Here is a 17885-nt window from a genome sequence, read left to right as displayed (position 1 = left end):
TTGTAACTTTTTATGCATAAAACTTAAGGTTAGTTTGGTTTTAGGTTTGAATTTTAAATTATCGTCAATAAATGTTGTTTATTAATATAGATTTATTGAATTTTACCCTTTAATTAGAAAGTAAAAATGGACAATACACATTATATAAGTACGCAATTACTCAGTTTTGAAACATTAGAAGAGATTATTTCTCATGGTAAATTATTGGCATTGTCTGAAGAAGCCAAAGTTAATATTCAAAAATGCAGGGATTATTTAGATAAAAAAATGGCTTCTCATTCAGATCCTATTTATGGTATAAATACAGGATTTGGCTCGCTTTGTAATGTAAAAATATCAAATGAGAACTTATCAAAGCTACAAGAAAACTTAGTGAAATCACATTCTTGCGGAACGGGTGAGGAAGTACCAACTGAAATTGTGAAATTGATGTTGTTGCTTAAAATTCAATCGTTGAGCTATGGACACTCCGGAATCCAATTGCAAACAGTGGAGCGATTGATTGCATTTTATAATAATGATATTCTACCGGTAATTTATACGCAAGGTTCTCTTGGAGCTTCAGGAGATTTAGCTCCTTTGGCGCATTTATCGTTGCCTTTATTAGGTGAAGGTGATGTGTATTTTGAAGGGAAAAAAGTGCATTCCAGTGAAGTTTTGAAACATTTTGATTGGAAACCAATTGTATTACAGTCTAAAGAAGGATTGGCTTTATTGAACGGAACCCAATTCATGAGTGCTTATGGAGCGCATATTTTGATGAAAGTCAGCAAATTTTCTTATTTGGCGGATTTAATCGGAACAATTTCATTGGAAGCTTTTGATGGAAGAATAGAACCTTTCCATGAATTGATTCATTTTATCAGACCTCATAAAGGACAAATTGTAACGGCAAATCGTGTAAAAGGATTTTTGGAAGGAAGCGAAATAATTGAACAAGTGAAAACACATGTTCAAGACCCGTATTCTTTTAGATGTATGCCGCAAGTTCATGGTGCATCAAAAGATGCATTTGATTATGTAAAGAAAGTTTTCAAAACAGAAATCAATTCGGTAACGGACAATCCAAATATATTTATTGAAAGTGACCAAATCATTTCTGGAGGTAATTTTCATGGACAACCATTAGCATTGGCATTAGATTTTATGGCAATTGCCTTGGCAGAATTAGGAAGTATTTCAGAACGAAGAACCTATCAGTTGATTTCTGGTTTGCGTAATCTTCCTGCATTTTTAGTGGATAATCCAGGGTTAAATTCTGGTTTGATGATTCCACAATATACAGCGGCCAGTATTGCCAGTCAAAACAAACAATTGGCAACTCCTGCCAGTATTGATAGTATTGTTTCGAGTAACGGACAAGAAGATCATGTAAGTATGGGAGCAAATGCTGCTACAAAAGCGTTACGTGTTTTGGATAATCTGGAACGAATTTTAGCAATCGAACTAATGAATGCTTCGCAAGCTATTGAGTACAGACGACCGTTGCTATCGAGTGATTTTATTGAAATGTTTTTAAGTGCATATCGTGAGGAAGTGCCATTGATAAAAGAAGACCGAATTTTGCATTATGATATTGAGAATACGGTTTCATTTTTAAATACTTTTCAAATAGAAAACGATTTGTTAATATTAGCTTAACATTAGGGTTAAATAATGCAGTAATTTTGCCGAACTAAATTTTAATGAAATGAACATAAATAATTTTTTCCAATTTTTGGTTCCTAAAGACAAAAAGTTCTTTCCTCTTTTTGAGGAAGCTTCTAGTAATTTAATTGAAATTGCTACAAACTTACACGAAGCTGTAAATCTTCCTTTGAAGGAACGTGAAGTTCTTTTTCAAAAAATTGATGCTTTAGAGCAAAAAGGAGAAGATATTACTCGTCAAACAAATTTAGAGTTGAGTAGAAACTTCATTACTCCATTTGATAGAGAAGACATTCACTCATTGATTACTTCAATAGATAACGTTGCGGATAACCTTCACGGTGCAGCAAGTAGAATGAAGTTATATCAAGTAGATAAAATCACAAAATCAATCAGAAAGTTGACTGAAATCAATCTTGAAGCTTGCCAAAACATTGATGTTGCGGTAAGAGAATTAAGAGATTTGAAAAAAATCAAGAATATTACTGATGCTTGTGTTAGAATTAACAAGTTAGAAAATAAATCAGATAATGTTTATGATAAAGCAGTTCTTGATTTATTCGAAAACGAAACGGATGCGAAAAACATTATCAAGTACAAAGAAGTATTATCAGTTTTAGAAACTGCTGCTGATAAATGTAAAAGTGTGGCTAGTGTTTTAGAATCAATTTCTGTAAAACATTCTTAATTCAATCGGTTTTATTCTGAAATTATAATTATGGAATTTACTCTACTTATAGTTATTATAGTCCTGGCTTTAATATTTGATTACATCAACGGTTTTCATGATGCTGCCAATGCTATAGCAACTGTTGTTGCCACAAAAGTATTAACTCCTTTTCAAGCAGTTGTTTGGGCGGCATTCTTTAACTTTTTGGCGTATTGGGTTTTTGGTTTTGGTGTAGCAGATACTGTTGCTAAAACAGCCAATACCATGGATATCAACTTAGTTGTAATCCTTGCTGGTGTAATAGCGGCTATTATTTGGAATTTATTTACTTGGTGGCAAGGAATTCCTTCCAGCTCTTCTCATACCTTAATTGGTGGTTTTGCCGGAGCAGCAATTGCTCATGCAGGTTTTGGCGTGGTTTCTTGGTATAAAGCAGGAAAAGATGGTGGTATGCCTTCAGGAGTTTTAATTATTGTTGCCTTTATTATATTGGCACCATTGTTAGGAGCTTTGATTTCTTACTTGATGTCGATATGGCTTCTTAATGCGTCCAAAAAGAGCATTTATCCAAAGATTTTTACAGCTTCTTTAATGATATTGACAGTTTGGTTTGTAGAAAGCCAAATGATTTATTATGATCAAATTGAAAAACCTCGTTTCGATTCTCCTTTTTGGAGTGTTGCTTTTGAAGCGCATAATATCAAATGGTTTTTAGTTGCATTTATAATCCTGTCAATAAGCACATTCTGTTTAATATTCAGTAGTTTAAATTTAAATCAAGCTACGGCATGGTTGAAAAAAATGCAATTACTGTCTTCAGCAGCTTTTAGTTTAGGACATGGTGGAAATGACTCTCAAAAAGTAATGGGTATTATTGCAGCAGCAGTTGCGGTTTATATTCACACCAGTGGTGTTGCTCAAGAATCGTTACCTGCTTGGCTAGATGTTGTGTTGCCAAATGATGAAGGTGCATTTAAAATGCCGGCTTGGATTCCTTTAGCTTGTTATTCTGCTATTGCAGCCGGAACGTTAAGTGGAGGATGGAAAATTGTGAAAACAATGGGTTCGAAAATTACAAAAGTGACTTCTTTTGAAGGTGTAGCTGCAGAAACTGCAGGAGCATTGACATTATATTTTACAGAGCATTTTAAAGTGCCTGTAAGTACAACGCATACTATTACTGGATCTATAATTGGAGTTGGACTTACTAAAAGAGTTTCTGCAGTACGATGGGGAATGACTGTTAGCTTATTATGGGCTTGGGTTTTAACCATTCCAATTTCAGCAATATTAGCAGCAATCATTTACTATATCTTTAGTATTTTTATTTAATGCTAAAATAAAAATCATAAAAAAACCATTCGTCAACGAATGGTTTTTTTATGCTCTAAAATTAATTTTTTTAAAACAGTAGGTCTTGTATTTCCTTCGTTTTATCAAATACGCTTTTCGCGAAAGGACATAATGGTAAAATTTTGAGATTATTTTCCCGTGCATATTGTACAGCTTCCATCACTAATTTTTTGCCTACACTTTGTCCTGCAAAATCAGGATTAACTTCGGTGTGGTCAATAATAAATTTATCGGTTCCTGCCCAAGTATATGTCATTTTTCCGGCTTCGATGTCATTATCAACGGCTCTAAAGTAGCCGTTTTTTGTTTCGTTTATTTGTTCAATTGTCATGTGTTTCTAATTTAATGCTGTTGTTATTTCGATTGGGTTGCTTAAAATTTTGTGTATCGGACATTTATCTGCAATGTTTACTAATCGGGCTTTTTGATCAGTGTCTAGATCCCCGAATAATTGAATGTTACGATTTATTTTGAATTTATTTTCTACTGAATCAGTTTCAAAAGTGACTTCAACTTTTACATCGGTTAAATTCCAGCCTTTTCTATTGGCATACATGCGTAAAGTGATGCAGGTGCAAGCTGCTAATGAAGAAGCGAGTAATTCTTTTGGCGCAAAGCCTAAATCTTTTCCTCCGCTACTTTCAGGTTCATCAGAAATGATGAAATTAGTTTCTGATTGTATTTCTGTTTTATAAAGTTCAGTGCCGATACTTGCTGTTATTTTACCCATATTATTGTCTTTTATTTTGCTCTGGAAGTGGAACAAATTCAGTTTCACCAGGAACTTTATCAAAGGTTTGTGCCAACCATTTTTCTTTTGCTTTTTCAATCAATTCTTTGGTTGAAGCAACAAAATTCCAATAGATAATTCGTTCTTCCGGAAAAGGATCACCACCAAAAATGTAAATAGTGGTGTTTTCTGCCATATCGAAGGTGCAGAGTTTACTGTCTTTGGCAATCAAAATTTGCTTTGGACCAAAAACATTTCCTTCACTTTCAATACTGCCTTCTAGAATGTATAAAGCGCTTTCGCCAAATAAATGCTCGCCTAAAGTCACTGTTTGACGCGAAGTGCTTTTTAGTTCTAATAAATACAGCGGACTGTAAACTGGAACGGGTGATTTCTTGCCAAGTACTTCGCCAGCTATAAGTTTAAAAGCAATGTTATCCGTTTTCCATTCTGGAATTTGATTTTCAGGAACGTGAAAAAACGAAGGTTCCATTTCCTCTAATTCCTTCGGCAATGCTACCCAAATTTGAAGTCCGTGCAACATTTTGTTTGAACTACGCAAATATTCAGGTGTTCGTTCTGAGTGAACGATTCCTTTTCCAGCGGTCATCCAATTGATCTGTCCGGGTTTGATTTCCATTTCAGTTCCCAAACTGTCTTTGTGCATAATACTTCCTTCAAACAAATACGTCAAAGTGGAAAGTCCAATGTGTGGATGTGGCGGAACATCTAAATTTTCGTATTCGCTCATGCAGGTAGGTCCCATATGATCGATGAATGCAAATGGTCCAACCATTCTTTTTTCTCGAAAGGGAAGCAATCGCCCAACCATAAAGTTACCAATATTGCTTGGGCGTTCTTCTATAATCAGTTTTATGTTTGACATTTTAGGGGTTTTAAAATATAAAAATAAGAAATTATTCTTCTAAATAACCGAATTTACCCATATTCACATCATTGAATGCTTGCATGATTTCTGCTTGGGTATTCATTACAAATGGTCCGTGCGCTGCAATAGGTTCATTGATAGGTTCTCCACTTAAAATTAAAACGATGGCATTTTCAGTTGCTTCAATGATAAATTCTTCGCCTTCATTTTCAAATAATGCAAAATGATCTGCAGGAACATTTTCGCTGTCATTCACTTTTATGCTTCCTTCAATTACCAATAAACCGGTGTTGTAATTTGCCGGAAAATGGAAAGATGCTTTTGCTCCTTTATTCAATTTGGCATTTTGTAAATGTACTGGTGTGAAAGTAGAGGCAGAACCTTTCAAATTTTCATATTCTCCAGCAATAACTTCAATTACTCCACCATTTTCAGGAAGTTCCAATTTATTGATTTGGTCGTTTGTAATCCCTTGGTATTTTGGTGTTGACATTTTGTCTTTTGCCGGAAGGTTGACCCAAAGCTGTACCATTTGAAAATCACCACCATTTTTGCTAAATTCTTCTTCATGGTATTCTTTGTGTAAAATTCCCGAAGCGGCTGTCATCCATTGTATATCTCCTTCTCCAATAATGCCACTGTTTCCAGAACTGTCATGATGCGCTACTTTTCCCTTATAAGCAATCGTAACGGTTTCAAAACCTCTGTGTGGATGAACACTTACGCCTCTGGGTTGGTCTGTAGGCGGAAAATAAAATTTTGAATTATAATCCATCATGATAAATGGACTCATTCTTTTCATGTCTAAATGATATCCGCTCGGGATAAAATTGTGTACTCTAAATCCGTCACCTACCATGTGTGGTGGAGGTGGAGCCAATACTAATTCAATATTTTTTGTTTTCATTGCGATGTCTTATTTTAATTATAGTACAAATTTACTATGGATTAAAATCAGATGCATTGATGTAGGATAAGAAATGATTTTAGAAGAACTAATACGGCTTAAAATTTCTTTTAGCTAATTCCTTGCGAACTCTGCTCAGGGTTTCGGGTGTAATGCCTAAATAGGAAGCAATCATCCATTGTGGAATACGCAAAGTAAGACTTGGGTAAATGGTTATGAAATCTAAATAGCGTTGTTCAGCATTTGCTCCCAATAATAAGTTCACTCGTTTTTGAAGTTGTCGAATGTGATTGTGTAACGCAGTATTGTCCTGCTCCCGAAAAGAAACGCTGATTTCTGCAGCGGCATTAATGAAGTTTTTATCGATAAACACAATTTCAGTATCCTCAATGGCATCAATAAACAATTCAGAAGGTTCGTTGAAATAAGAACTGCTTCTGTCCGAAATAATCCAATTCTCAGCCGCAAACTGAATGATATGTTCTTTTCCGGTTTCGTCTATGGTATAGGAACGCAATAGTCCTTTGGATACAAAAAAAGAATGATGACAAATATCACCCTGATGGAGCAGAATGGTTCCTTTTTCAACTTTTTTGGATTGCAATGTATCCGTAATCGAAAGAAACTGCTCGTCCGTTAAATTTGTTTTAGATTGAAAGTATGTTTTGAAAGAATCGAGCATAATTGTTTCAGGACTTTATTGGTGCAATTTGGTTGTTTTAAACTCCTTTAATTATTTTTTGAGTGTTTAGGTTTAATTTATTCCTCCTAAATTTTTATGAATTCGTCTGCGTTTGTAATGGGTTTGCCTAAGGTTATTATCACCCGATATAATGCTAATGTTGCCATCAATCTCAAGCATTGCCAGTTTTACATCTTTGAAATATTCGACACCATGTTCGCGCATGGCTTCTTTTAATTCATCAGAAGAAATATTTAATTTGCTTAATGCTTTAAAATCCAGATTTCCGTTATGGATTAGAATTTCGGGTTTTTCCTGCATGAAATCACCAAATTTAGGGTATTTATACATCAATTTCTTTAAAATAAAATTGATGGTAAACAATACAGTTGCTGCAGCTATTCCGCCATAAAGGCTCGTGTTACTGCCAACCATAGCATTTTGGACGGAGTTGCTTATGAGCAATATCAATATCACGTCGGCAGTGTTCAGTTGAGACAATTCTTTCTTACCAAAAAGACGCAAGGCAATAACCATGAAAAAATAAACGGCTGTACTTCGAAGAATTATATCAAGATATTCGTTCATTTTTTTGGTTTAAAGTAAAAAGTTTAAAATTTATCTGCAGACAGAAAACTATTTCAGTTTAAAATTTTTCTCAATTGCTTTTATCATTTCACCTGCAATGTCTTTGTTGGTAGCACCTTCAATTCCTTCCAATCCTGGGGATGAATTTACCTCTAATAATAAAGGCCCTTTTGAAGAACGAATAATATCAACACCTGCCACTTTCAGGTCCATTGCTTTAGTTGCTTTTATGGCGATTTTCTTTTCTTCTGCAGTTACTTTTATGATTGATGCAGTTCCTCCAAGATGAATGTTAGCTCTAAATTCACCAGGCATCGCTTCACGCTGAATGGCAGCAACAACTTTTCCGTCAATTACAAAACAACGAATGTCTTTTCCATTGGCTTCTTTGATGAATTCTTGGACTAATATGTTTGCATTTAAGCTTTTAAAAGCATTAATAACGCTTTCTGCGGCTTTTTTTGTTTCCGCCAGTACAACACCTTTTCCTTGTGTTCCTTCCAGTAATTTTACAATTAAAGGAGAGCCTCCGACCATTTTTATCAAATCATCGGTATCCAATGGAGAATTTGCAAAACCAGTTGTAGGAATTTCTACACCGTGATTCAACAGTAATTGCAAAGAATATAATTTGTCACGCGATTGCGTAATGGCGTTAGATGAATTTAAGCAATATACTTTTAAGGCTTCAAATTGTCTGGTCAAAGCACAACCGTAAAAAGTAATGCTTGGTCTGATTCTAGGTATAATAGCGTCAAATTGATTTAATATTTTACCGCCACGATAATGAATTTCAGGTGTTTTTGCATCCAGTTTCATGTAACATTCCTTGATATTCAGAAAGTGCATTTCGTGACCACGCATTTCTCCTGCTTCCATAATACGCTTGTTGCTGTACAATTCAGGATTACTGGCTAAAAGTCCGATTCGTAAACCAGAGCTCGCTTTCTCAGAATTTTTATATAATTCTTTTAAGATGTCAGAAGTAGGTTGTCCCAAAAGATATTTCTGTTCCGGATCAACAAGAACTCTTCCGCTCATGGCTTCTCGACCTAAAAGCATTCGGAAACCCATTGAATCCCGATTGGTTAATGTCATTTCAATAGGCCATTTTGAGCTTCCTATTTGAAGATTTGTTTGAATAACATAGCGTTGTTCTCTAAAACCACTGGAACTTTTAACGATGCGTTTATCAATTAAAGGTGCTTCACAATGAATCACCGTTTTTAGATTATTTTGTATCGGGTTGATGTCAAATTTTACCCAGTTGCTTTCATTTTTGATAAATGGAGCAATGTTTATAGCATGTAAAGCGGATGTTTTCGCTCCCGAATCTACTCGGGCTTTAATAGTAGGAATTCCTAATTCTGGAAAAGAACACCATTCTTCACTACCTAAAATAACTTTGTTATCTGACATAAATTAATTTTGTTTAACCTTTTTTATAAAGACCAAATGTAAATATTTGTTTTCAAAAAAAGTATGTTTACTGTAAAGAATAAACCCGTTATGTTATAAAAACGTAACGGGTTTATTTTGCTATAATTGTTTGCTAAATTTAAGGATTTGTAGGTTCCCCAGCTTTATGAATCTGCACTGTTAACTCTTGTGAGCCATCTTCAATATCCATAAAAATCTCATCTCCTGAAGTAATTTTCGAAGTGATGATTTCTTCTGCAAGGGCATCTTCAACATACTTTTGAATGGCTCTTTTTAATGGTCTAGCGCCAAATTGTTTATCAAAGCCTTTCTCTGCTATAAATGCTTTTGCTCTGTCAGAAAGATTCAATTGGTATCCTAATTCAGCAACACGAGCAAATAATTTTTTTAATTCAATTTCGATAATCAAATCGATATCATGTTTTTCTAAAGCATTGAAAACAATTACATCGTCAATTCTGTTAAGGAATTCAGGAGCAAAAGTTTTTTTCAATGCATTTTCGATGATGCTTTTTGAATTATCGTCAGCCTGAGCTACTTTGGCAGCAGTTCCAAAACCAACACCTTGTCCAAAATCTTTTAATTGTCTGGCTCCAACATTGGAAGTCATGATAATTATAGTGTTCTTGAAATCAATTTTTCGACCTAAACTGTCTGTCAAATAACCATCATCCAAAACTTGCAATAACATATTGAAAACATCAGGATGCGCTTTTTCTATCTCATCCAATAATACTACACAATATGGTTTTCTTCTTACTTTCTCTGTTAATTGACCACCTTCTTCGTATCCTACATATCCCGGAGGCGCTCCAACTAAACGGGAGATTGCAAATTTTTCCATGTATTCACTCATGTCAATACGAATCAATGCGTCTTCAGAATCGAATAATTCTTTAGCTAGTACTTTTGCTAATTGAGTTTTACCAACACCGGTTTGCCCTAAGAAAATAAAAGAACCAATTGGACGATTCGGATCTTTTAATCCGGCACGATTTCTTTGGATGGAACGAGCAATTTTCATTACTGCTTCTCTTTGTCCAATCACCTTACCTTCAATAAGTTCTGGAAGTTTAGCTAGTTTGTTACTTTCAGTCTGTGCAATACGGTTAACAGGTATTCCACTCATCATAGAAACCACATCAGCCACATTGTCTTCAGTAACTTCAATTCGGTTATTCTTAGCATCTTCTTCCCATTGTTCTTGGGCAATAGCTAAGTCTTTTTCGATACGTTTTTCATCATCACGAAGTTTAGCAGCCTCCTCGTATTTTTGTTTTTTGACTACAACATTCTTCAATTCACGTACATCTTCTAATTGACGTTCCAAGTCTAAAATTTGTTTTGGAACTTCAATATTGGTAATGTGAACTCTAGAACCTGCTTCATCTAATGCATCAATGGCTTTGTCCGGTAAAAAACGTTCAGACATATATCTATCTGTTAGTTTTACACACGCTTCGATTGCTTCTTGTGTGTAGGTAACATTATGATGGTCTTCATATTTGTTTTTGATGTTATTCAAAATGGTGATTGTTTCAGAAACTGATGTAGGTTCCACAATTATCTTTTGAAAACGTCTTTCTAATGCGCCGTCTTTTTCTATATATTGTCTGTATTCGTCTAATGTTGTTGCACCAATACATTGAATCTCTCCACGAGCTAATGCAGGTTTGAACATATTAGAAGCATCCAGTGAACCTGTTGCGCCACCAGCGCCTACAATAGTGTGAATTTCATCTATGAAAAGAATGATATCGTCATTTTTTTCTAATTCATTCATCACTGCTTTCATGCGCTCTTCAAACTGTCCGCGGTATTTTGTACCTGCAACAAGACTAGCTAAATCTAAAGTAACGACACGTTTATTGAATAAAGTACGCGATACTTTTTTCTGAATAATTCGCAACGCTAAACCTTCGGCAATAGCTGATTTCCCCACTCCAGGTTCCCCTATAAGCAATGGATTGTTCTTTTTACGACGGCTCAAAATTTGCGAAACGCGTTCAATTTCTTTCTCACGTCCCACAACAGGATCTAGTTTTCCTTCTTCGGCCATTTCAGTTAAATCCCTTCCAAAATTGTCCAAAACTGGTGTTTTAGATTTTTTATTTGATTTATTGGCTGGATTGTTGAAAGTTCCTTCTTTTAGACTGTCATCTTGTCCTGAATCGTCATTATATGATTCGTTTCGTGGCAAATTTTCTATAAAATCTTCTTCGTTTGGAGTCATGTTTAGATATTGTTCTTTAGCTATGTCATAATCAATTTTTAATTTATTCAATAGCTTGGTTGTTGGATCGTTTTCATTTCTTAAAATACACAACAATAAATGTGCTGTGCTGATAGACGAGCTTTGAAAAACTTTTGCTTCAAGAAAAGTGGTTTTCAATGCGCGTTCTGCTTGGCGTGTCAAGTGTAAGTTTTTCTTTTCAACATTTACTTCCAGGCTTGGACTAGCAGGACTTAAGATCTCTACTTTTCTGCGTAAATGATCCAAATCAACAGATAGGTTGTTCAATATTTGAATTGCTTTCCCGTTACCGTCTCTCAAGATACCCAGCATTAAGTGCTCAGTTCCTATAAAGTCATGACCTAGTCGCAAAGCTTCTTCTTTGCTGTAAGTAATAACGTCTTTTACTCTTGGTGAAAAATTATCATCCATAATATATATTTGATATCGTAAATTTAGTGAATTAGTAATTGAAAAACAAAAACCATTCCTATAAGAAGTGGTGTCAGCTAATAGACAAAAATAAAAATAATATTAAAGTTAAAATTCACTTAATTTATTAACTAAAACGGCAGTAAAATTTGTTAATAAATCATTGAAATAACTAGTGTGAAATAGGTCTAAAAATTTCAAAAAGGCGTATATTGGCACGTTTTGAAACTAATATAATTTTTTAATATAACAACTTATGTCTGAAGGAGAAAAGTTAATTCCTATTAACATAGAAGATGAAATGAAATCAGCTTACATCGATTATTCGATGTCAGTAATTGTATCAAGAGCGCTTCCAGATGTTAGAGATGGCTTGAAACCAGTACATCGAAGAGTATTATTTGGAATGCATGATTTAGGAGTTAACTCCAGATCTGCCCATAAAAAATCAGCAAGAATTGTCGGGGAAGTTCTTGGAAAATACCACCCACACGGAGATACATCTGTTTATGATGCGATGGTTCGTATGGCACAAGAATGGAGTATGCGTTATTTATTGATTGATGGTCAGGGTAACTTTGGTTCTGTAGATGGCGATAGTCCTGCAGCGATGCGTTATACGGAGGCTAGAATGCGTAAGATTTCGGAAGAAATCTTGGCAGATATCGATAAAGAAACAGTTGATTTTAAATTAAATTTTGATGATACATTAGAAGAACCAACAGTTATGCCAACTCGTGTTCCTACCTTATTAATAAATGGGGCAACAGGAATCGCAGTAGGTATGGCTACTAATATGCCACCTCACAACTTAACTGAGGTAATCAATGGTACGTTGGCTTTCATGGATAATAATGATATTGAAGTTGATGAGTTGATGAATCATATTAAAGCCCCGGATTTTCCTACCGGAGGTATAATATATGGATATGAAGGCGTTCGTGAAGCATTCAAAACCGGTAGAGGACGTATTGTAATGCGTGCTAAAGTTGGTTTTGAAGAAGTGGATGGCAGAGAATGTATTATCGTTACCGAAATACCTTATCAAGTCAATAAAGCTGATATGATCAAGCGTACGGCTGATTTGGTTAATGATAAAAAAATTGATGGAATTGCAAATATCCGAGATGAGTCGGATAGAAACGGGATGCGTATCGTTTATATTTTAAAACGTGATGCGACACCAAACGTAGTTTTAAATACACTTTATAAGTTTACGCAATTACAATCTTCTTTTAGTGTAAACAATATTGCAATTGTAAAAGGGCGTCCACAAATGTTGAATCTGAAAGATTTGATTCATTATTTTATCGAACACCGTCATGATGTAGTGATTCGTAGAACGCAATTTGAATTGAAAAAAGCGGAAGCAAGAGCGCATATATTAGAAGGGCTGATTATCGCTTCGGATAATATTGATGAAGTGATTGCTTTAATCAAAGCTTCAAAAAGTACGGAAGAAGCAAGAGAGAAATTAATCGAAAGGTTCAATTTATCAGATATTCAATCTCGTGCCATTGTAGAAATGCGTTTGCGACAATTAACAGGTCTTGAACAAGATAAGTTAAGAACTGAATACGAAGAAATAATGAAGTTAATCGAGCATTTGAAAGCTTTATTAGCGGATGTAAACTTAAGAATTGCTTTGATTAAAGAGGAACTAACTGAAATTCGTGATAAATACGGAGATGAGCGTCGTTCTGTAATTGAATATTCAGGTGGTGATGTAAGTATTGAGGATTTAATTGCTGATGAAAATGTAGTAATTACAATTTCTCATGCAGGTTACATTAAACGTACTAATCTTACGGAATACAAAACTCAGAATAGAGGAGGAGTTGGACAAAAAAGTGCTGGAACAAGAGATCAAGATTTCTTAGAGCACATGTTTGTGGCAACAAATCACCAATACATGATGTTCTTTACCCAAAAAGGAAAATGTTTCTGGATGCGTGTTTATGAAATACCGGAAGGTAGTAAAACGGCTAAAGGTAGAGCAATCCAAAACTTGGTAAATATTGAAAGCGACGATAAAGTAAAAGCGTTTATCTGTACTCAAGATTTAAAAGATAAAGAATATATTAATAGCCATAACCTTATTATGGTAACCAAAAAAGGTCAGGTTAAGAAAACATCTTTAGAGAAATATTCTAAACCTAGAGTTAATGGTGTTGCTGCAATTACTATTAAAGAAGGCGATGAATTATTGGAAGCGAAATTAACTAACGGAGAAAGTCAAATTATTTTGGCTGTTAAATCCGGTAAATTGGTTCGTTTCGAAGAAACAAAAACCCGTCCAATGGGAAGAACAGCTTCTGGAGTTCGTGGAATAACGCTTAAAGATGATACTGACGAAGTAATTGGCATGGTTACTGTAAATGATATGAACAGCGAAATTCTAGTTGTTGCTGAAAATGGTTATGGAAAACGTTCAAGCCTAGATGAGTATAGAATCACAAACCGTGGTGGTAAAGGAGTTAAAACTTTAAATATTACCGAGAAAACAGGAAAACTGATTTCGATAAACGCCGTTACTGATGCTGATGATTTAATGATTATCAACAAATCAGGATTGACTATCAGAATGGCCGTTGAAGATTTGAGAGTTATGGGACGTGCTACGCAAGGAGTGAAGTTGATTAACATCAAAGGAAACGATTCGATTGCCGCAGTTACAAAAGTTATGAAGGACGATGTCGCTGAAGTGGTAGTAGATGAAGAAGGTAATGTTATCGAAACGGAAGCTATTGAAAGAGTTAAACCAGTTTTAGAAGTTCTTGAAGACGAAGGTACGGAAGAGGATGACGATGAAGACGATTCTGAAGAAGAAGAAGTTGAAGACGAGGCTGAAGGTGACGACGAAGATGATGAAGCATAAATAAAAATTAGAAAACCAAGAATAATTATTAAACAAAAATAGAATATTATGAAAAGTAAATATGTATTACTAGCATCAGCATTATTGATATCAGTAGCTACTTTTGCTCAAAAAGATCAAATTAAAGCCGCAGAAAAAGCGTTGAAAGCTGGTAAGTCTCAAGAAGCAGTAACGATCTTGAATGAAGCTGAATATTTAGTAGTGAATGCTCCAGATGCTGAAAAAGCACAATTTTTCTTTGTAAAAGGGAATTCTTTATTAGATTTAGCCAACAAGAATGTTGATACTAATACCAATCTTTCGCTTGCTGCAAAAGCATACCAAGATTTAATTGCTGCTGAGAAAACTTCTGGGAAAGTAAAATTTTCAACTCAGGCTGCAGCTTCAATTACTGATATTAAATTCAAGTTGATTAACGGTGCAATTGCTGATTCAAAAGTGGATAAGCATGCTGATAGTGCTAAAAAATTATATGACGCTTATTTGTTAGATAAAAAAGACACTATCAATTTATATTACGCAGCTTCTACGTATGTAAACGCTAAAGATTATGATGCAGCACTTAAGTTGTATGATGATTTGAAAAACTTAAACTATTCTGGAAAAGGAACCAGCTATTTTGCAGTTAATAAATTAACTAGTCAAGAAGACTTTTTTACGACACTTCAAGAAAGAGACAGAATGGTGAAGTTAGGAACGCATGAAAAGCCAAGAACTGAAGTTATTCCTTCTAAAAGAGGTGAGATATATAAAAACATGGCTTTGATTTTAGTTGAAAAAGGTAAAACTGAAGAAGCTAAAAAAGCAATTTCTGAAGCGAGAATAGCAAATCCTGAAGATACTTCATTGACTTTAACGGAAGCTAATCTTTATTTGGAAACAAAAGATTTCGATATGTACAAAAAATTAATCGCTGAAGTATTGGAAAAAAATCCAAATGACGCTGATTTGATTTTTAACTTGGGAGTATTAAGTGCAAATGCTAAAAATGTTGCAGATGCTGAAAAATATTACAAGAGAGTTATAGAAATTAACCCAAAATATATTAATGGGTATATTAATTTAGCTGCTTTGAAATTAGAAAATGAGAAAGCGATCATTGACGAAATGAACAAGCTTGGAACTTCTACTAAGGATATGAAGCGTTATGATGAATTGAAAAAGAAAAGAGAAGAGCTTTTTAAAGGAACAATTCCTTATCTTGAAAAAGCGGTTGAACTAGATCCTAAAAATACAGATGTTTCTAAAACTCTTTTAGGTGTTTACAGTGCATTAGAAATGACTGCAGAATACAAAGCGTTAAAAGCTAAAATGTAAAATAATTTTTCAAATAAAAAAGCCTGTCTAATTTTAGACAGGCTTTTTTTTTATACTATTTTTTTGATGACTCTTAATTTGTGAGTATGCTTATTTGTCTCAGCATTAAATATTCCTAAATGATCTATGCGGTCAATCCGTACTTTTCCACTGGCGTGAATGATGTAATTATCGGCCATTATGATTCCAACATGAATAATGTTGCCTTCTTCATTATCAAAAAATGCTAAGTCTCCAGGTTCGCTTTCTTCAATAAAACTTAATGCTTCTCCTTGTGTCGATTGTTGAGAGGCATCTCGCAATAATTTGTATCCATTGAGTTTGTATACCATTTGGGTAAAACCCGAGCAATCAATACCAAAAGGAGTTTTTCCTCCCCAAAGGTAAGGAGCATTCAAATACATAAAAGCAGTATTTATTAAGCTCTCTTTGCTTTTTTCTCCACTGGTTTTAGTTCCTTCAAAATCAAAATTCGAAATATTTATCTCATTATGATGTATAAAAGATAAAGAGGAACCAAGCGGAATGGGTATCAATAAATTATTTGGTACGGTAATATATTCTATTAAATCAGCATTTAAAATGATAGCTTCAGAAGATAGTTGATTAAAACTGGCTTCGGAAATCAGTTGTAATTGTTTAGAATCTATCCAGCCTTCGTAATCATCATATTGCATTCTGATTTTGGACCATTGTCTCAATTGCTCTAAAATTTCAAAATGTTCACCAAATAAAACTTGAGAAACGATTTCGCTTCTGTCACTGGGTTCAAAGCGAAGTGGGATTATGGCTAGATTACAAATTCCGAACATTTAGGTTCTTTTATGAGTTAAGAATTAAGAGTTATAGACTTGAAAAACCTATAACTCTTAACCTATAATTATTTAAGCTCTTTCAATAACAATTGCTGAAGCACCGCCACCGCCATTGCAAATTGCAGCAGCACCAATTTTAGCATTGTTCTGTTCTAAAACATTTAATAACGTAACAATGATTCTAACTCCTGAACAACCAAGAGGATGTCCTAAAGATACAGCACCACCATTTACATTTACTTTGTTGTCTTCTAATCCAAGAATTTGTGAATTAGCCAAACCTACAACGGCAAATGCTTCATTAAATTCAAAATAATCTACATCATTAATCGTTATTCCAGCTTTTTCCAATGCTTTAGGAATTGCTTTTGCAGGACTTGTAGTAAACCATTTAGGTTCTTGAGCGGCATCAGCATATCCGTTGATATAAGCCAAAGGTTTTAGTCCTAAAGCGATTGCTTTTTCCTCACTCATTAATATTACTGCTGCTGCTCCATCGTTTATTGTTGATGCATTAGCTGCAGTTACAGTTCCATCTTTTGTGAAAACAGCATTCAATGATGGTATTTTATCTAATTTCACATTCGTGAATTCTTCATCTTTAGAAACGATGATAGGATCTCCTTTTCTTTGTGGAACCGGAACCGGAACAACTTCATTGTCAAATTTTCCTGAATCCCATGCTTTTGCACTACGCTCATACGATTGAATTGCGTAGTTATCTTGATCTTCTCTTGTAATATTATATTCTGAAGCACATAAGTCAGCACACACTCCCATAGCGCTGTTATCATAAGCATCAGTAAGCCCGTCTTTCTGCATTCCGTCAATCATGGTTGCAGGGCCAAATTTAGTTCCATTTCTTAAATTCATATAATGTGGAATCAAACTCATGTTTTCCATTCCACCGGCAACTACAATTTCGGCATCACCGCATTGAATAGCTTGTGCGCCTAACATAACTGCTTTCATTCCTGAAGCACATACTTTATTTATTGTGGTGCAGGCAACTGAATCTGGTAAACCGGCAAATAGTGCAGCTTGTCTTGCAGGAGCTTGTCCTACACCGGCTTGAACTACATTGCCCATGAATACTTCATCAATTAAATTTGGATCTAACTTTATTTTATCTAAAGCACCTTTAATAGCGATTGCTCCTAATTTTGGAGCAGTAACTGTAGATAATCCCCCCATAAAACTTCCGATAGGTGTCCTAACGGCAGAAACGATAACAACTCTTTTGTTCATGACTTTTTTATAATGTTGGTTTATGTAGCAAATTTAATCTTTTTTAAACAATTTCA

15 protein-coding genes are annotated in these 17885 nt (G+C 34.6%); 5 read left to right on the top strand and 10 right to left on the bottom strand.

Annotation, left to right across the window (positions count from 1 at the left end; all coding sequences use genetic code 11):
* Positions 1-126 precede the first annotated feature (126 nt).
* From hutH to Q1W72_RS02100, 3 genes are read left to right on the top strand one after another with little or no spacing between them, the layout of a single operon-like run.
* Positions 127-1641 (top strand): histidine ammonia-lyase, encoded by a 1515-nt coding sequence (gene hutH, locus Q1W72_RS02110; protein ID WP_099715696.1) that lies wholly within the window; start codon positions 127-129, stop codon positions 1639-1641.
* 49 nt (positions 1642-1690) lie between these two features.
* Entirely contained in the window at positions 1691-2335 is a 645-nt protein-coding gene (locus Q1W72_RS02105; protein ID WP_099715695.1) for a DUF47 domain-containing protein, read from the top strand.
* 30 nt (positions 2336-2365) lie between these two features.
* Entirely contained in the window at positions 2366-3649 is a 1284-nt protein-coding gene (locus Q1W72_RS02100; protein WP_099715694.1) for an inorganic phosphate transporter, read from the top strand.
* A gap of 70 nt (positions 3650-3719) precedes the next feature.
* Here Q1W72_RS02100 and Q1W72_RS02095 read toward each other — a convergent pair whose 3' ends face one another.
* The 8 genes from Q1W72_RS02095 to Q1W72_RS02060 all read right to left on the bottom strand — a co-directional run bounded on the left by Q1W72_RS02095 (position 3720) and on the right by Q1W72_RS02060 (position 11571).
* Positions 3720-4001 (bottom strand): GNAT family N-acetyltransferase, encoded by a 282-nt coding sequence (locus tag Q1W72_RS02095; protein ID WP_099715693.1) that lies wholly within the window; start codon positions 3999-4001, stop codon positions 3720-3722.
* A 6-nt stretch (positions 4002-4007) separates the two neighbouring features.
* Positions 4008-4400 (bottom strand): OsmC family protein, encoded by a 393-nt coding sequence (locus Q1W72_RS02090; protein WP_121341916.1) that lies wholly within the window; start codon positions 4398-4400, stop codon positions 4008-4010.
* 1 nt (position 4401) lies between these two features.
* Positions 4402-5286: a pirin family protein gene (locus Q1W72_RS02085; RefSeq protein WP_099715692.1), complete on the bottom strand. Its 885-nt coding sequence runs from the start codon at positions 5284-5286 to the stop codon at positions 4402-4404.
* 31 nt (positions 5287-5317) lie between these two features.
* Positions 5318-6196: a pirin family protein gene (locus Q1W72_RS02080; RefSeq protein ID WP_099715691.1), complete on the bottom strand. Its 879-nt coding sequence runs from the start codon at positions 6194-6196 to the stop codon at positions 5318-5320.
* A gap of 88 nt (positions 6197-6284) precedes the next feature.
* The gene (locus Q1W72_RS02075) at positions 6285-6878 is read right to left on the bottom strand and encodes a Crp/Fnr family transcriptional regulator (RefSeq protein ID WP_099715690.1); all 594 of its coding nucleotides are present in this window, start codon (positions 6876-6878) and stop codon (positions 6285-6287) included.
* Positions 6879-6950: 72 nt separating this feature from the next.
* Positions 6951-7466 carry a DUF421 domain-containing protein gene (locus Q1W72_RS02070; RefSeq protein ID WP_099715689.1) on the bottom strand — a complete coding sequence of 172 codons (516 nt, stop codon included), beginning with the start codon at positions 7464-7466 and terminating at the stop codon, positions 6951-6953.
* 48 nt (positions 7467-7514) lie between these two features.
* Complete coding sequence (rimK, locus tag Q1W72_RS02065; RefSeq protein ID WP_099715688.1) at positions 7515-8885, bottom strand: 30S ribosomal protein S6--L-glutamate ligase; 1371 nt, start codon at positions 8883-8885, stop codon at positions 7515-7517.
* Between the two features lie 139 nt (positions 8886-9024).
* Positions 9025-11571, bottom strand: a complete 2547-nt coding sequence (locus Q1W72_RS02060; RefSeq protein ID WP_099715687.1) for an ATP-dependent Clp protease ATP-binding subunit — start codon at positions 11569-11571, stop codon at positions 9025-9027.
* Positions 11572-11827: 256 nt separating this feature from the next.
* Here Q1W72_RS02060 and gyrA point away from each other — a divergent pair, with 256 nt between their 5' ends.
* Positions 11828-14449 carry a DNA gyrase subunit A gene (gene gyrA, locus Q1W72_RS02055; RefSeq protein WP_099715686.1) on the top strand — a complete coding sequence of 874 codons (2622 nt, stop codon included), beginning with the start codon at positions 11828-11830 and terminating at the stop codon, positions 14447-14449.
* Positions 14450-14497: 48 nt separating this feature from the next.
* The gene (locus Q1W72_RS02050; RefSeq protein ID WP_099715685.1) at positions 14498-15766 is read left to right on the top strand and encodes a lipopolysaccharide assembly protein LapB; all 1269 of its coding nucleotides are present in this window, start codon (positions 14498-14500) and stop codon (positions 15764-15766) included.
* 50 nt (positions 15767-15816) lie between these two features.
* Here Q1W72_RS02050 and Q1W72_RS02045 read toward each other — a convergent pair whose 3' ends face one another.
* Positions 15817-16578 carry a C40 family peptidase gene (locus Q1W72_RS02045; RefSeq protein WP_099715684.1) on the bottom strand — a complete coding sequence of 254 codons (762 nt, stop codon included), beginning with the start codon at positions 16576-16578 and terminating at the stop codon, positions 15817-15819.
* Positions 16579-16650: 72 nt separating this feature from the next.
* On the bottom strand, positions 16651-17829 hold the full coding sequence (locus tag Q1W72_RS02040) for an acetyl-CoA C-acyltransferase (protein WP_121341927.1): 1179 nt from the start codon (positions 17827-17829) through the stop codon (positions 16651-16653).
* Positions 17830-17885 lie beyond the last annotated feature (56 nt).

It is taken from the genome of Flavobacterium sp. ZE23DGlu08, assembly GCF_030505335.1.
GTDB classification, from domain to species: Bacteria; Bacteroidota; Bacteroidia; order Flavobacteriales; family Flavobacteriaceae; genus Flavobacterium; species Flavobacterium algoritolerans.
Note: the sequence above shows the minus strand (reverse complement) of the source record. Positions and strands in the feature narration are given on the sequence as shown.

What these genes read in the sequence shown, in the direction of transcription:
- Q1W72_RS02090 (WP_121341916.1), bottom strand. Translation starts at nt 4,400, where the DNA reads ATGGGTAAAATAACAGCAAGTATCGGCACTGAACTTTATAAAACAGAA.
- Q1W72_RS02045 (WP_099715684.1), bottom strand. Translation starts at nt 16,578, where the DNA reads ATGTTCGGAATTTGTAATCTAGCCATAATCCCACTTCGCTTTGAACCC.
- rimK (WP_099715688.1), bottom strand. Translation starts at nt 8,885, where the DNA reads ATGTCAGATAACAAAGTTATTTTAGGTAGTGAAGAATGGTGTTCTTTT.
- Q1W72_RS02095 (WP_099715693.1), bottom strand. Translation starts at nt 4,001, where the DNA reads ATGACAATTGAACAAATAAACGAAACAAAAAACGGCTACTTTAGAGCC.
- Q1W72_RS02075 (WP_099715690.1), bottom strand. Translation starts at nt 6,878, where the DNA reads ATGCTCGATTCTTTCAAAACATACTTTCAATCTAAAACAAATTTAACG.
- Q1W72_RS02060 (WP_099715687.1), bottom strand. Translation starts at nt 11,571, where the DNA reads ATGGATGATAATTTTTCACCAAGAGTAAAAGACGTTATTACTTACAGC.
- gyrA (WP_099715686.1), top strand. Translation starts at nt 11,828, where the DNA reads ATGTCTGAAGGAGAAAAGTTAATTCCTATTAACATAGAAGATGAAATG.
- Q1W72_RS02040 (WP_121341927.1), bottom strand. Translation starts at nt 17,829, where the DNA reads ATGAACAAAAGAGTTGTTATCGTTTCTGCCGTTAGGACACCTATCGGA.
- Q1W72_RS02070 (WP_099715689.1), bottom strand. Translation starts at nt 7,466, where the DNA reads ATGAACGAATATCTTGATATAATTCTTCGAAGTACAGCCGTTTATTTT.
- Q1W72_RS02050 (WP_099715685.1), top strand. Translation starts at nt 14,498, where the DNA reads ATGAAAAGTAAATATGTATTACTAGCATCAGCATTATTGATATCAGTA.
- hutH (WP_099715696.1), top strand. Translation starts at nt 127, where the DNA reads ATGGACAATACACATTATATAAGTACGCAATTACTCAGTTTTGAAACA.
- Q1W72_RS02100 (WP_099715694.1), top strand. Translation starts at nt 2,366, where the DNA reads ATGGAATTTACTCTACTTATAGTTATTATAGTCCTGGCTTTAATATTT.
- Q1W72_RS02085 (WP_099715692.1), bottom strand. Translation starts at nt 5,286, where the DNA reads ATGTCAAACATAAAACTGATTATAGAAGAACGCCCAAGCAATATTGGT.
- Q1W72_RS02105 (WP_099715695.1), top strand. Translation starts at nt 1,691, where the DNA reads ATGAACATAAATAATTTTTTCCAATTTTTGGTTCCTAAAGACAAAAAG.
- Q1W72_RS02080 (WP_099715691.1), bottom strand. Translation starts at nt 6,196, where the DNA reads ATGAAAACAAAAAATATTGAATTAGTATTGGCTCCACCTCCACCACAC.